The following is a 13490-nucleotide window of genomic DNA, read 5'->3' as shown; positions in this document are numbered from 1 at the left end:
GGGTGCTGTTGCTGTTCTCCGCCGTGTGCTGTGCCGCGCCGGTCAGTAATGCGATCAGCGCGTACGTTGCCCTGGCCACCGGGGCCCGGGACGATGGCGGTGGGATCGCGGTTGGCGGCAGTGTCGCCGACATCCCGCCCCGGATGCTCGCCGCCTACCAGAGGGCCGCCCAGCAAGTCGGCAAGCACATGCCGACTTGCCGGGGGATGCGCTGGCCGATCCTTGCCGGGATCGCCAAGGTCGAGTCCAACCACGCCATCGGCCGCAGCGTCGCCGGCAATGGGGACATCCGGCCCAAGATCTACGGGGTGCTCCTCAACGGCTCCGGTGCGGGCGGGAACACCACCGTCTTCCCGGACACGGACGGCGGCCGCTGGGACGGCACCGCCACCGGCGAACGCGCTGTCGGCCCCTTCCAGTTCCTGCCCTCCACCTGGGACGGCGTCGGCAAAGACGCCAGCGGGGACAAGACGGCCGACCCGCACAACGCCGACGACGCCGCCCTCGGTGCCGCGATCTACCTGTGCGGGAAGGGACGCGACCTGACCAAGCATTCCCAGCTGGAGGCGGCGATCTTCCAGTACAACCGGTCAGGCGAGTACGTCGCCAACGTGAAGGGCTGGATCAGCCAGTACACCGCGGCCGCCAAGGGACCGGCCCTGGACAACGTCACCGGGGGCGTCCGTACCGTCATCGAGGCGGCGCTTGCCCAGCGGGGTGTTCCGTACTCGTGGGGTGGCGGCACCGCGAAGGGGCCCAGCACCGGAGTCTGCTGTTCCCCCAGCGGCAAGAGCGGTGCGAGCATCCGGGGCTTCGACTGCTCGGGGCTGACCACCTACGCGTACGCCCAGGCCGGGATCCGTCTGCCACGCACCGCGGCCGCTCAGGCCGGCGTCGGTCAGCGGATCCCTGCCAGTGCGGGAACGCGCGCGCTCAAGCCTGGTGACCTCGTCTTCTATGCCTACGCCCCGGGCCGCGACTCCACGATTTACCACGTCGGGATCTACGTCGGCTCAGGGCAGATGGTCAACGCCGCCCGCCCCGGGACGGTCGTGCGCCTGGACGCGGTCGACGCGATGTCCGGCTATGCGGGAGGGGCCCGACTGCTGTGACGACACCTTCTCCGCGCTCCCCGCGCCTGCTGCTGACCGCCACCGTCATCCTCACGGTGGTGGGGATGCTCCTGCTCATCAGGCCGAACCAGTCCGGCACCGGTCTGTCCGCCGGCCCCCCGGCACGCCTCCCTTCGGGCCGCTCGGTTCCGTCTTTCTCGAGCGCGTCGCCCGCCACCAGGAGCACGCCCGAGACCACGACCACTGCAGACGCCTCGGCCCCGGCGCCTTCGCCGTCGGTGTCCACGCCGGTGCTACCGCCGCACGGCGAAGGGCACGCGGGGGACCGGGCCATCCAGCAAGCCCTGGACGCCGCTTGGCCCGCTGACCTCGACACCGTCGACGAACAGCAGCTGCTCACGGCCGGCCGCGCGCTGCTGCGAGCTGACGCGACCGGTGTGGGCCGCCACCGGTGGCCCGCCTACTTCGCGCGGCAGGAGGCGATTGCGCCGGCGTTCGCCACCGCTCGCTTCCGTATCCAGGCCGCCATCGCCCGCCAGGACGGCTCGCCCGACCGGGCGGTGGTGCACCTGGTGTGGGCGGGCACCGACCGCGGCGGCACCTACACCGACGGCCGCATCACCGATCTGTACTTCTTCCGCACCCCCTCCACGAGCAGGAAGGACTCCGCGTGGACGCCCCAGCCCCGCCCCTGACCAGTACCGCACCTACGGGTCGCGTCCTGGGTCTGCTGTCCGACCTGGTCGAGGCCGCGCACTGGCTGTCCGCCCACTGGTATCTCCTCGCCCTGTTCGTCGCCGCGTGCTGGGCCGCGGGCGAGGGGGCCGTGCGCCACCTGGCGCGGCAGGCCTCGGCCCAGCGGATGGCCCTGGAACTCGTCGCAGCCCGGCACTTCGACCCCGGCCTGGAGGAGATCTTCCGCCGCGGAGTCCAGCTCGCCCGCGCCTCCACGTCCATGCCGTGGTGGGCGCCCAGGCGGACCAAGAGCGTGCAGATCCGGCTTCGCGCCGACGGCTCCAGCCCGTTGCGCTACCGGATCGAAGGCCCGGCCGGAGGTGAACGGCTGCTGTCCATCACTCCGTTCGGCCCTGCGGTCACCGTGAACCGGGGCCGGCCGATCGCCGACAGGCCGCGCCGGCACATCGTGCGGGCGGAGTTCATCCTGCGCGGCAAGCCCACGGCCCCGCTGCGGGACGTCCCACTGGACCCCGATCCGCTGCAGCCCCTGATCGACGCCGTCTGCGACCTGCGGGCCGAGCTGGGCGACCTCGCGGAGATCCGGCTCGACATACAGCGGGCCCCCAAATGGACACTGCGGGCCCGACGGGTACAGCTGATGTCGGACGCCCGCCGCAGAGAGCGGCGCGAGACCCAGCGAGCGGCCCGCTGGGTGCGCCAGGACGCCACCGGCATCGAGGACTCACTGGGCTGGCACCTGCAGCAGCTGGTCAGCGGAAAACAAGGCGCAGGCGGGGCCGGGCGCCGTCTGGTGATGCCTCCGGTGCCGCGCCGGGTGGAGCCGGCCGAAGCACTGGGCAAACTCGCCGACGACGACCACCTGGTACGCGTCCAGCTCCTGGTGATGTGCGCATCGAACATTGAAGGCCGGGCCGAAGCCCGCCTCGGGCAACTGCAGGCCGCCCTCGACGTGTTCGGCGGCGGCTCACGGTGGGCGATGCGCGGCTGGAACCTCGGCCCGTGGCGCATCGGCGCGGACCGCTGGCCCAGCCGCCGCGGCTTCGAGCGCCGCTGGTCGCTGGGGCACTGCCAGCCACCTAGGCCGAACTGGGTGCGCCTGGAGGAACTGACCGGTCTCCTCAAGCCGCCCACGATGCACTGCCGGCTCCCGCTGCTCGCCTCGGACCTGCCGACCTTCGAGTTCAACAACCCCGAACTGCTGCTGCAGGGCATCTACCAAGGGCCCGACGGACGCCGGCGACTGATCGCCAGCTACGCGCAGGAAACACTGTTCGAAGTCGGCGTCGGCAAAGCCGGCGGCGGCAAAACCGAACGGGCCCTCGCCCAGGCCATCGGCTGGGCCCACGCGGGCGGCGGGCTGATGTTCGTCGACCCGCACCGCGACTCCTGGCCCCGCGCCCTTCCCTTCCTCGCCCACGACACGCTGATGGACCGGATCGCCCTCATCGACCTCGGCGCCCACGGGCCCCGACCGCAGGTCAGTTCGTGGAATCCGCTCGGCATGCACCAGCACCAGGTGGCACACGAGGTCGTCGAGGCCACCGCCGACGCCTTCGCCTCCGCACTCGGCTGGGAGGACGCCACCGCACCCCGCGCCCTGACCATCCTCACCGCCGCCCTGACCGTGCTGGTGGCCGTCAACGAAGCCGCCTGCAGAGCCGGACGCCCCGAAGACCAGGCCACGATCTTCCACGTGCGGGCCTTGCTCACCGACCCCGCCTTCCGCGCAGCAGCCCTCGCCGGCGTGGAGGGCCGACTGGATGAGGAGACCCGCTCCTGGTGGCAGGCAGTGTTCCCCACGCTGCCCGCCGACGCGTTCGCCGTCGTCCTCAACCCGATCGCCCGCCTCGCCGCCAACCCCGTCACCCGCGCCTTCCTCGGCCAGCCGACCGGCCGCTACAACATCCGCGCCGCGATGGACTCCCGGATGATCGTGTGGGTGTGCCCGGGCGGCAACGGCCCCACCGACCGGCTGACCACCGCGCTCCTCGCCCGCGATCTCCTGCGCGCCGTCCGCTCCCGCCGCGACATCCCCGAGACCCGACGGGTGCCGTTCCGCCCCTACTTCGACGAACTCATCACCCTCACCGGCGCCGCCCCCGAGACGATCGCCGCCATGTTCGAGGACTTCCGCAAATACCGCGTCCACGTCCACGGCATGACCCAGCTCCTGGCACGCCTGCCCACCCCGGTACGGCTGTCCCTGGTGCAGAACGCCTCCACCCTGGCCTCGACAGCCGGCTCACAGTCCGCCATCACCCCCATCACCGCCGAGTGGGGCGACCAGCCCGGCACCGACCTCGTCGCCGCCCTGGACCGCTACGAGCACTACCTGTCGCTGACCGTCCGAGGACGCCGCGTCGGCCCCCTCAAGATCACCGGCCCGTACCTCGACGACGTCTTCGCCCACTACGCCCGCCCCCGCAACACAGCAGCACTCGAGCACGCAGCCCGCACCATCGCCGGAGCAGCACCCCTGGACCAGCTCACCACCCACGCCACCGACCAACTCGGCCGCGTGATCGGCTTCCTCACCCAACTCGCCCACACCACCCCACCCGCCTCGAAGGAGCAGCACTACAAGTGACCACGCACACCGACACCCCGCCGGCCGCCCACACCCCCAGCCCGGCCGAACCGCTGCCCCACCAGCTCCTGGCCGCACTCGGCCAGCACCGCATGGCCACCACCGCCCAGCTCCACGACCTCCTGCGGCCCCACACAGCACGCCAGAGCGTCTCCACCCCACTGAACACGCTGCGCCGCAAAGGACTCGTCGACTACACCGTGCTCCCCCACTCCAACCGAACACGCGCCTGGTACCTGACAAGTGACGGGGCACGGCTGGTGAAGGACCTCCCCGCACTCAGAGGCCGGCCGCCCTACCCGATCACCTCAGCCACCGCTGCCTCCCTGAAGACCCCGCACACGCTGACCGTCCTACGCACCCACCTGGCATTCGTCGCCGATGCCCGCCAACGCGGCGACGAACACGGCCACCTGGACTGGACACCCGAGGTCTCCCACCCGCTCGGCGACGGCGAGAAAGTCATCACCGACGCGCTGATGCACTACACCCTCACCGCCGGCGACCAGCGGACGAAACTCCGCGCCTTCGTCGAAGTCGACCGCACGACCATGAGCAGCGAACGCCTCGCCTCGAAACTGATCGAGTACGCCCGGCTGTGGTCCCACCACTCCCAGCCGACAGGCCGGCAGCGCTCCAGGCAACCGGCCGTCCCCGGCGCCGTCTGGCTGCGCTGGTACCCGGTCTACCCGAGGGTCCTGTTCGTGCTCACCGGAGCCTCCCGGTACGTCCTGAAAAACCGGATCAGCGACCTGCAGGCCATGGTGGCGCAGCACCCCCACGTCGCCGCACTGGCCCGGCAGGTACCGCTCGGCGCCGCGGTCCTGGAAGACCTCGAGCTGCACAGGCCTACCGGCGAAGTCTGGACACCGTTGAACGGCGGCCAGCCGCGGTCGTGGACCGAACTGTGAGGCAAGCGTCGCCGTGAAGTTGCAGGTGCATCCCGCAAAGAGAGCAGTGAAGCTACACGACAACAAGTCGACAATCGGTTACGGAAGTGACCGAATACCACCCAAGATGTTCGAGTGAACTCACTTTCCCGACTTGGGAGTTGACCGGCATATGCGTAACCTAGCGATCACGCAAACGCATCACCGCAGCTTGACCGAGCTGTGGAACCGGCCTGCTGTTCGCAGGCGTCGCAGGCATCGATCCTGTTCACCGCGCCGCACGGGGAGGCAATCGTGAAACGTTGCGCACATCGGATCCTTCACGACCGTACTCATTTGCGAATGTTCTCCGGCACGGCCATGGCGCTGGTCGCTGCGCTTGCCCTGCCCGCGTGCAGCACCTCTGACGGAAAGAGCAAGACCACCGACGGGGCCTCAAGTGCCGCGCCGACCCCGACAGCGACTGCCGCACCGAGCCAGTCCAATGATCCGGAGGCGGCGTCCAGGGCGGCTGTCCTGGACGCCTACAGCAGCTTCTGGGACGAGCAGGTCAAGGCGTACTCCAAGGGAGACACGGCAGGCACGGACTTCGGCCAGTACGCCGCTGCAGAAGCGCTGTCGAACGTGCGCAACGACCTCAAGGACTTGCGGTCCAAGGGCATCGTGACAACCGGCGCGCCATCCCACGACGTCACGGTGGAGGAGCTGGTCCCGGAGAAGAAGGTTCCTTACGCCAAGCTGGCGGACTGCTTGGACAGCACGGACTGGAAGTTCGTCTACGCCGATTCCCGCGCGCCCGTGAAGATGCCACCGAGCCGGCTTGTCCGTTACGTGACGGTAATTGAGGCGGAGAAGTGGGGGGCGCAGTGGAAGATCGTCACTGTGACGCCGCAGCAGCGCAGCTGCTAGGCCGCGTTCTCTTCGGCTCCGCCGTCCTGGCCGCCGTGACATTGACGCTGCCTCCGTCAGCCGCTGCCGGACCGCCCACAGGCGGCAAATGCAGCGGAGCCGGTATGTGGGTGGTCTGCGAGGCCGACGAAGACTCATCCGCTTCCGGCTCCGCGGTCAAACCGGCCGGCTCTGGCAAGAAGAAGCAGGCCAAACCGGTGTGCACGAGCGAGCGAATGGAGCCGCAACCACCCGCGGACAGCATGTTCTGGGGCGACAAGTCACCCGAGGACGGCGCCGTGTACCAACAAACCTGCCTCAACGGACCCCGCGGCACCCCGGTGACGCAGAGCGTCGTGCTGGATGAAGCTCCGGCCGCGCCCGCAGTCGACCCCGAGGTCGTAGCACGGCAGGCGGTGAGCAAGATGAAGCTGCTGGGCCCCGACATCGTCAGCCCGCGGGCTGCTGGTCGTTACACCGTCGGGGTGCCGATGTGGATGTTGGTGGATCAGACACCAACGACGTACGGACCTCAGACGACCAGTGCGACAGCCGACGCCGTCACCGTCACCGCCACAGCCCGGGTCTCTTCGATCACCTGGAACATGGGGGACGGCTCCACCGTGACGTGCAACGGGCCCGGTACGCCCTACCGGGCCTCCGAGGGCATGGCCCAGTCGCCGACCTGCGGGCACATCTACGCCAAGACCTCTGCGGGTGCCCAGTCCAACAAGTTCACGATCACAGCGACGTCGACATGGACGGTCGACTGGCAAGGCGGCGGCGAGGCCGGAGAGTTCACCGAGACCCGTCAGTCCGACGTGCAGGTGGCCGTGGGCGAGTTGCAGGTCGTCAGGTAAGCCGCCGAAAGGACAGAACGTTGAGCAATACCAAGGAACGCGCTGGTACTCCAGCTTCTGGCGGAATCCCTCAACAGGCTCAGGCCGCCGGTCCCGTTGCGCCTCCGCGGGTGTCCGCCCGCAGACGTCGGCCGGGAGTGATCGCCCTGTCGCTGGCACTGATCGCGGCCGGTGGTGCTGGTGTCGCCGTCCTCCTCCTTCAGGTCGGGGACCGCACCGATGTGGTGACGGTGGTGCGCGATGTGCAGGTCGGCCAGATTCTCACCGAGCAGGATCTCGGGAAGGCCTCGGTGGCGCTGGACCCGGCGGTGAAGGCGGTGCGCGTCGACAAGGTGGATTCGGTGGTGGGCAAGCGGGCGGCAGTCGAGCTGAAGCCTGGCTCGCTGCTGAGTCCGTCACAGGTCACGAAGGACTCCCTTGTGAAGGCCGGTGAACAGTTGGTCCCGATCGGCCTCAAGCCCGAGCAGGTCCCGGCCACCGCGCTGGTGCCGGGGCAGAAGGTCCAGCTGGTGCACGTGCCGGCCCAGGGAGCGGCCGGTCCCGGCAAGGAGCCAGGCAGGGACGGTCCGCAGAGCATCGCCGGACGGGTGGTGAAGGCGTCGCAGGCGGCCCCTGGTACCGGTGTAGTGGTCGTCGACGTGGCCACGGCCGCGGACGACGGTCCCACCGCCGCCGCGTGGATGTCGGCCGACGAGCTGCGCCTGGTCCTCGACGCCCCGGAGAACAGCTGATGGCCGTGATCGCGCTGGCCGGGTGCAGCGGCGCTCCGGGGGTGACGACCAGTGCTCTCGCTCTGCTGCTGTCCTGGCCTGTGGAACCCGGGCGTCGGATGATCCTGGCCGAGTGTGATCCGGATGGCGGCGCGGTCCTGCATGGTCTGCTGCAGGGCACGCTCGGGGACCGGCACGGGTTGCGGAATCTCTCCGTGGCGGCCCGCAAGGGCGAGTTCGGTGAGGCGTTCTGGCGGCAGCTGATCGACCTGAGCAGCGAGGAGGGCAAGGCTGAGTCGCCACGCGACCGGTTGCTGCTGCCCGGAATCACCGATCCCGGGCAGGCGGCGAGTCTGAACTCGGTGTGGAAGGGCCTTGCGACGATGTTCCGCGGTATCGACGCCGACCACGGACACGACGTCCTGGTCGATCTGGGGCGGCGCGGGGCGTTCGGCCCGTCCTGTGTCCTGGCCGATCAGGCCGACACCGTGCTGGTCGTGGTCCGCAACACGCTGCGCTGCTTGCAGGCCGCTCAGAGCCGGGTGAGCGCGCTGGCAGAGCGTGTCGGTGACGTCGGTCTGATCGTGGTTGATGAGGGGCCGTACCCCGCGGGTGAAGTGCAGCGGGTGCTGCAGGTCCCGGTGGTAGCGACCTTGCCGTATGCGCCGAAGGAGGCCCGCGTGCTGTCCGACGGGGCCGATCAGCCGCGCCACTTCACCAAGTCTGCGCTGATGAAGGCTGCCCGCACGACGAGCACCCTGCTGGTGCAGCGGGCGGCCGCCCGACGTGCCCGTCTTGGCCCACCCAGCGCCCCGGTGAGGGGCGCGGAGGTGACCCATGCGCGGTAGGCCTCTGCACGCCGATCCGACCGTGGTGCCGCCGCCCGGCCGGCCTCCCAAGCCCTCAAGCCGGCAGGCGGAGGGCACTGCGGCCGGGACTGCCGCGAGCACTGGGGTTCTCGGTGCGGCGCCTCAGGTCACGGTGGACTACAAGGTCGCCCGGCACATCGCCTCGCAGGTCGCCAAGCAGCGTGAGGAGCTGCTGAAGACGGCGCCGGACATGGACCGGGCCAGCGAGGAGCAGCGCTGCCTGGACTGGATCACCGAGGCTGTCGCGGTGTGGTCGGATGCCGCCGCGATGAGCCCCCGGGAGGACGAGGCGCTGCGGCGGGCCGTCTATGACCTGCTGTACCGGGCGGGGCGGCTGCAGCCGTATCTGGACGATGAGCGGGTCGAGGACATCATCATTCAGGGCCCGGGCGAGGTGTGGCTGGACTACGGCGATGGGGAGCGCCGCATGGTCGGGCCTATCGCGGACTCCGAAGAAGAACTTCTCGAACTGCTGCGGGAACTGGCTCGGGGGTCCGGGCACCAGGAGCGGACCGTCTCCACCGCCAACCCGACGCTGGCGCTGTCGTTGCCGGACGGGTCCCGTCTGCAGGCCATCACAGGGCTGGGGCCGATGACGTATGCGGTCATCCGCCGGCACCGCGTCTCCCACGCCGACCTGGACGGCCTCGTGGCCTTGGGCACGATCGACCCCGTCCTGCGCGAGTTTTTGGGTGCGTGTGTGCGTGCGGAGAAGAACATCATGATCGCGGGGAAGCAGAAGGCGGGGAAGACGACGCTGCTGCGGGCGATGCTCAAGGAGTTCGCCCCGGAGACGCGGTTCGCGACGATCCAGACCGAGGACGAGCTGTTCGCCCACGCAGGCGGCTACCACCGTCAGGTCGTCTCCCTGATCGGCCGGGAGTCCAACGGGGAGAAAGATGCGTCTGGGCGCGGTGCCGGCGAGGTGACGCTGCTGGATCTGATGCATCCGGCGCTGCGGATGTCGCTGGAGCGGATCGTGGTCGGTGAGGTCCGCGGCCCGGAGGTCGTGGCGATGATGCAGGCGCTGACCAACGGGGCCGGCGGGAACCTGTGCACGATCCACGCCCGGCGCCCGGACATTATTTTCGACCGGATCGCGGAGCTGTACGCGCTGGCGCAGGGCAATCTGTCCGAGCAGCTTGCCTACCGGCAGACCGCCAATGGGCTGGACTTCATCGTGTATGTCGACATGACGGACGAGACGCAGATCGGCGGGCGCCGCCACCGCTACGTTTCCCACGTCCTGGAGCTGACCGGCATCGGTGAGTCAGGCCGGCCGGCCACCAACGAGGTCTTCTCCCCCGGCCTGGAGTTCGGCGAGCTGCGGGCGGTGCCGCGGATGGACCCGGGCTGCATCGACGATCTGCGCCGGGTCGGATTCGATGCCAGCCTGCTGCAACAGCCCTACGGGGCCTGGCCGGAGCCGCTGCCCCTGAAGGTCGGAGGCGTCCAGTGATCCTGCTGTGGGGGCTGTTGAGCGGGATGGCCGTCGTCGGGGGGCTGGTCGGTGTCGTCGCCGGGATCGTGGGAACGGCGGCGCCGCGCCGGGCGCCGTGGTGGCAGCGGATGCTGGCCCGGCGCGGCCCCGCGGATCAGACGGAAGACGTCCGGATGCGTCGGCGGGCCCTGTTCGTCGCCGCGGCCGTCGTGTTCGCCGCGGTGTGGCTGGGCTCGGGGAACTTCGTCGCGGGCATCCTGCTGGGGGCTGCGGTCATCGGTGTGCCGTGGCTGGTCACCCCTGGGCAGATCGCGGCGGAACGCATCGGCCAGCTCGAGGCGCTCAGCGAGTGGACGCAGCGGCTGGCCGGTCTGCTGCGTCTGGGTATGGGCCTGGAGCAGGCGATGATCGCCAGTCGTCAGGGCGCGCCGGACGAACTCGCGGCCCAGATCGTGAATCTGTCCGACCGGTTGCGGCTGGGCTGGCGTCCCGAGGACGCCCTGCGCGCTTTCGGGGACGAGCTCGGCGACGTCACCGGCGACAAGGTGGTGGCCGCGCTGATCCTGTCGGCGGGCGACCGGGGGCCGGGCCTGGCCCAGGCACTGGAGGACCTGGCAGGCAGCGTCCGCGACGAGGTCGCCAAGAAGCGGAGCATCGAGGCGGACCGTGCCAAGCCGCGGACCACGGTGCGGTGGATGACCCTCATCACCGTGGGCATCGTGATGGTCGGCTTCTTCGTCCCCTCCTACACCGCCCCGTACTCCACGCTCCTGGGCCAGCTGGTCCTCGCGTTCCTCACGGCCGGGTTCGTCGCCACGCTGGCGCTGATGCGGCAGCTCGGCGCTTTCCGCCGCATCCCACGGTTCCTGGTCACCGATGCGGCCAGCACCGTACGGCTACCCGCCCCGACCACCACCGATCTCGATGCACCAGCCGTTGAACGCGCGCACGAAGGAGTGAGCACGTGAACCTTCTGCCCATCGTGCTGTCCGGCGGGACGGTCGGCGCCGGGGTCGCTGTGCTGGTGCGGGAGATGCTGCGCCCGCAGCCCGCTCTGGCGCCGGCCCTGCAGCGCACGGCCCCCGGCAGCCTGCCCGTGTCCGCCGAGCGGGACCTGGACCGGGACGAGGTGTGGGGGCGGTGGCTGCTGGCCCGCCTCGAGCGCCTGCCCGGCGTGCGCGTGCCCGCAACCAACCTGGCCCTGCTCGGCCAGGGCCCCGGCCAGTTCATGCTGAAGAAGACCGCGCTCGCTGCACTCGGGCTGCTGTGCCCCGTGCTGGTCACCATCCCGTGGATCGTGGCGGGCATCTCGCTGCCCTTCTACGTGCCGGCCGTCGCCGGACTCGCCGTCGCCGGGCTGCTGTTCCTCATCCCTGACCTGGCCGTGCGCGACCAGGCCAAGCGGGCGCGGGAGGAGTTCGCCCACGCCCTGGTCGCCTACCTGGACCTGGTCGCGCTCAAGCGGGCCGCGGACGCCGGCCCCACCGAAGCCCTGGAGAAGGCCGCCGCCGTCGGCCGAGGATGGCCCTTCCTGTATCTGCAGGGTGCGCTGCGCCGGGCCCGGCTGGAGAAGATCCCGCCCTATCAAGCACTGAGCGAGCTGGCCGCCCAGTATGAATTGCCCGCTCTGGATGACGTCGCCGACATCATGCGCGGCTCCGCCACCGACGGCGCCGCCGTCTACAAGGCACTGCGGGCACGGACCGCCGCGCTCAGCGCCGAACTGCTCGCCGGCCAGGCCGCGGAGGCGAACGCCGCCAGCGAGAAGATGACCGCTCCCGGCGCCCTGCTGGCGGTGCTGGTCATGCTCCTGATGGCCTTCCCCGCGGTGATCCGCATGCTCACCGTCTGAACCCGGGCCGGCCGTGACGGCACGCCCCCGGAACCACCTTGCTGACCGACAAGGAGAATCTCGTGACGTACACCGCCGCCCGCGTCTGCCGTGCCGTGCTCGCTGTGTCCACGCGGCTGGAAGAACGCCTCGCCGAGTTGCAGCGGCGCCCGGACCGTGGGGACATCAGCATCACGACCGTCATCATCTGGGTCGCCGCGGTCACCGGCGCCCTGGTGATCGCCGGGACGATCGCTGCGGTCATCGCCAAGTACAACGGAAACCTGAGCGGCATCTGATGCCGGCCAGCAGCCGCCTGACGTACTGGTGGCGCAGGCGCAGACGGTCTGACGACCGCGGGGACGCGTCGATCCAGATGGCCATCGTCTACCCGTTCGTGCTGCTCGCCGCGATCGCCGTCATCCAGGCCTCCATGTGGTACTACGCCCGGCAGGTCGCCCTGACCGCCGCCCGGGAAGGCGTCACCGCTGCCCGCGCCTACCAGGCCGGGCCCGCCGACGGCACCGCCCGCGCCCGCCAGGTCCTGGACCGCACCGCCGGAGACAGCCTGCGCTCCACCAGCGTGCGCGCCGGCAGCGACGGCGAACGCGTACGTGTGCAGGTCCGCGGGGTCGCTCAGTCACTTTTGCCCGGTGTCCCGGGGCTGACCATCACGCAGTCCGCTTCCGGGCCGGTTGAGAGGTGGGTGCCCGGTCCATGAGATCGGTGTCAACAAGGCTGGGTCGCCTGCTGCAACGTCCGGGCGGAACACGAGGTGGTGATGAGGGCAGTGTCGCCATCGAGGCGGCCATCGTCGTCCCGCCGCTGATCATGTTCGTGTGCCTGGCGCTCGCGGGCGGCCGCCTCGTCACCTCCGGCGCGAAGATCGACGCCGCCGCGGAGGACGCCGCCCGGGAAGCGTCCATCCACCGCACCGCCGCCTCCGCCCACACCGCAGCCCAGGCAGCGGCCGCCGAATCCCTGGACGACCAGGGCATCACCTGCGCCTCCAGCAGCGTCGCCATCGACACCAGCGGCCTGAGCGTGCCGGCAGGACAGGTCGGCACCGTCACGGTGACGGTGAACTGCACCGTGAACCTGTCCGACCTGCTGCTCCCGGGGGTGCCAGGGTCCAAGAGCCTCACCTCCACGGCCACGTCGGTGGTCGACGCCTTCCGGAGCCGGACCTCATGACCATGGCCCGGGTGAGGGCACGTGCGCACCGGTGGGACGACCGCGGAGGCGTGACCGTGTTCGTGGCCGTCTGCGTCGTCGCGCTGATCGGAATCATCGGCGTGGCCGTCGACGGGGGCGGCAAGATGCGGGCCACCGAGCGCGCCGACCACGTGGCCGGGGAAGCAGCCCGGGCCGGCGGACAGGCCATCGACCCGGCCGCGGCCATCCGCGGCGAGAACATCGTGGTCAAGCCGCAGGATGCCGTCGCCGCGGCGCAGGCCTACCTCCACTCGGTCGGCGCCACCGGCACGGTGAACGTGTCCGCGGACGGCACGACGCTCACCGTGCACACCACCGCCACCTACGCCACGAAGTTCCTGCCGGTGGTCGGGATCGGTTCCATGCCAGTCACCGGCCACGGCACCGCCACGCTCCTGCACGGCGTCACCGCACCCGAGTAGAGGAA

15 protein-coding genes are annotated in these 13490 nt (G+C 70.4%); all 15 read left to right on the top strand.

Translation table 11 applies throughout. From position 1 onward, the window contains the following. The first annotated feature begins 2 nt into the window (after positions 1-2). The 15 genes from ACZ6IM_RS37210 (at position 3) to ACZ6IM_RS37140 (ending at position 13485) form a co-directional block, all read left to right on the top strand. Positions 3-1112, top strand: coding sequence for a C40 family peptidase (locus ACZ6IM_RS37210; RefSeq protein WP_469563018.1), 1110 nt, complete (start codon positions 3-5; stop codon positions 1110-1112). Next, positions 1109-1768: a hypothetical protein gene (locus ACZ6IM_RS37205; RefSeq protein ID WP_398918126.1), complete on the top strand. Its 660-nt coding sequence runs from the start codon at positions 1109-1111 to the stop codon at positions 1766-1768. The genes ACZ6IM_RS37210 and ACZ6IM_RS37205 overlap by 4 nt, the downstream gene beginning before the upstream one ends. After that, positions 1744-4359 carry an ATP/GTP-binding protein gene (locus ACZ6IM_RS37200; RefSeq protein ID WP_398918124.1) on the top strand — a complete coding sequence of 872 codons (2616 nt, stop codon included), beginning with the start codon at positions 1744-1746 and terminating at the stop codon, positions 4357-4359. Before ACZ6IM_RS37205 ends, ACZ6IM_RS37200 begins: the two co-directional genes overlap by 25 nt. Further along, positions 4356-5270, top strand: a complete 915-nt coding sequence (locus ACZ6IM_RS37195; protein ID WP_398918122.1) for a replication-relaxation family protein — start codon at positions 4356-4358, stop codon at positions 5268-5270. Before ACZ6IM_RS37200 ends, ACZ6IM_RS37195 begins: the two co-directional genes overlap by 4 nt. Before the next feature lie 321 nt (positions 5271-5591). Further along, positions 5592-6158, top strand: coding sequence for a hypothetical protein (locus ACZ6IM_RS37190; protein WP_398918120.1), 567 nt, complete (start codon positions 5592-5594; stop codon positions 6156-6158). Between the two features lie 104 nt (positions 6159-6262). Next, complete coding sequence (locus tag ACZ6IM_RS37185) at positions 6263-6997, top strand: ATP/GTP-binding protein (protein WP_398918118.1); 735 nt, start codon at positions 6263-6265, stop codon at positions 6995-6997. A 110-nt stretch (positions 6998-7107) separates the two neighbouring features. Next, positions 7108-7728: an SAF domain-containing protein gene (locus ACZ6IM_RS37180; RefSeq protein WP_398918117.1), complete on the top strand. Its 621-nt coding sequence runs from the start codon at positions 7108-7110 to the stop codon at positions 7726-7728. After that, complete coding sequence (locus tag ACZ6IM_RS37175) at positions 7728-8555, top strand: hypothetical protein (protein WP_398918115.1); 828 nt, start codon at positions 7728-7730, stop codon at positions 8553-8555. Before ACZ6IM_RS37180 ends, ACZ6IM_RS37175 begins: the two co-directional genes overlap by 1 nt. Continuing rightward, entirely contained in the window at positions 8545-10035 is a 1491-nt protein-coding gene (locus ACZ6IM_RS37170) for a CpaF family protein (RefSeq protein ID WP_398918113.1), read from the top strand. Before ACZ6IM_RS37175 ends, ACZ6IM_RS37170 begins: the two co-directional genes overlap by 11 nt. Next, complete coding sequence (locus tag ACZ6IM_RS37165) at positions 10032-10985, top strand: type II secretion system F family protein (RefSeq protein ID WP_398918112.1); 954 nt, start codon at positions 10032-10034, stop codon at positions 10983-10985. The genes ACZ6IM_RS37170 and ACZ6IM_RS37165 overlap by 4 nt, the downstream gene beginning before the upstream one ends. After that, complete coding sequence (locus tag ACZ6IM_RS37160) at positions 10982-11869, top strand: type II secretion system F family protein (protein ID WP_398918110.1); 888 nt, start codon at positions 10982-10984, stop codon at positions 11867-11869. Before ACZ6IM_RS37165 ends, ACZ6IM_RS37160 begins: the two co-directional genes overlap by 4 nt. A gap of 62 nt (positions 11870-11931) precedes the next feature. Further along, positions 11932-12147 (top strand): hypothetical protein, encoded by a 216-nt coding sequence (locus ACZ6IM_RS37155; protein ID WP_210976154.1) that lies wholly within the window; start codon positions 11932-11934, stop codon positions 12145-12147. Next, the gene (locus ACZ6IM_RS37150; protein WP_398918108.1) at positions 12147-12569 is read left to right on the top strand and encodes a TadE family protein; all 423 of its coding nucleotides are present in this window, start codon (positions 12147-12149) and stop codon (positions 12567-12569) included. Before ACZ6IM_RS37155 ends, ACZ6IM_RS37150 begins: the two co-directional genes overlap by 1 nt. 5 nt (positions 12570-12574) lie before the next feature. Continuing rightward, positions 12575-13042, top strand: a complete 468-nt coding sequence (locus tag ACZ6IM_RS37145; protein WP_398918106.1) for a TadE family protein — start codon at positions 12575-12577, stop codon at positions 13040-13042. Positions 13043-13044: 2 nt separating this feature from the next. Continuing rightward, entirely contained in the window at positions 13045-13485 is a 441-nt protein-coding gene (locus ACZ6IM_RS37140; RefSeq protein WP_398918172.1) for a pilus assembly protein TadG-related protein, read from the top strand. The last annotated feature ends 5 nt before the right edge of the window (positions 13486-13490 follow it).

The organism is Streptomyces sp. NPDC042336 (assembly GCF_055581985.1).
This window is presented reverse-complemented; position numbering and strand designations above follow the sequence as displayed.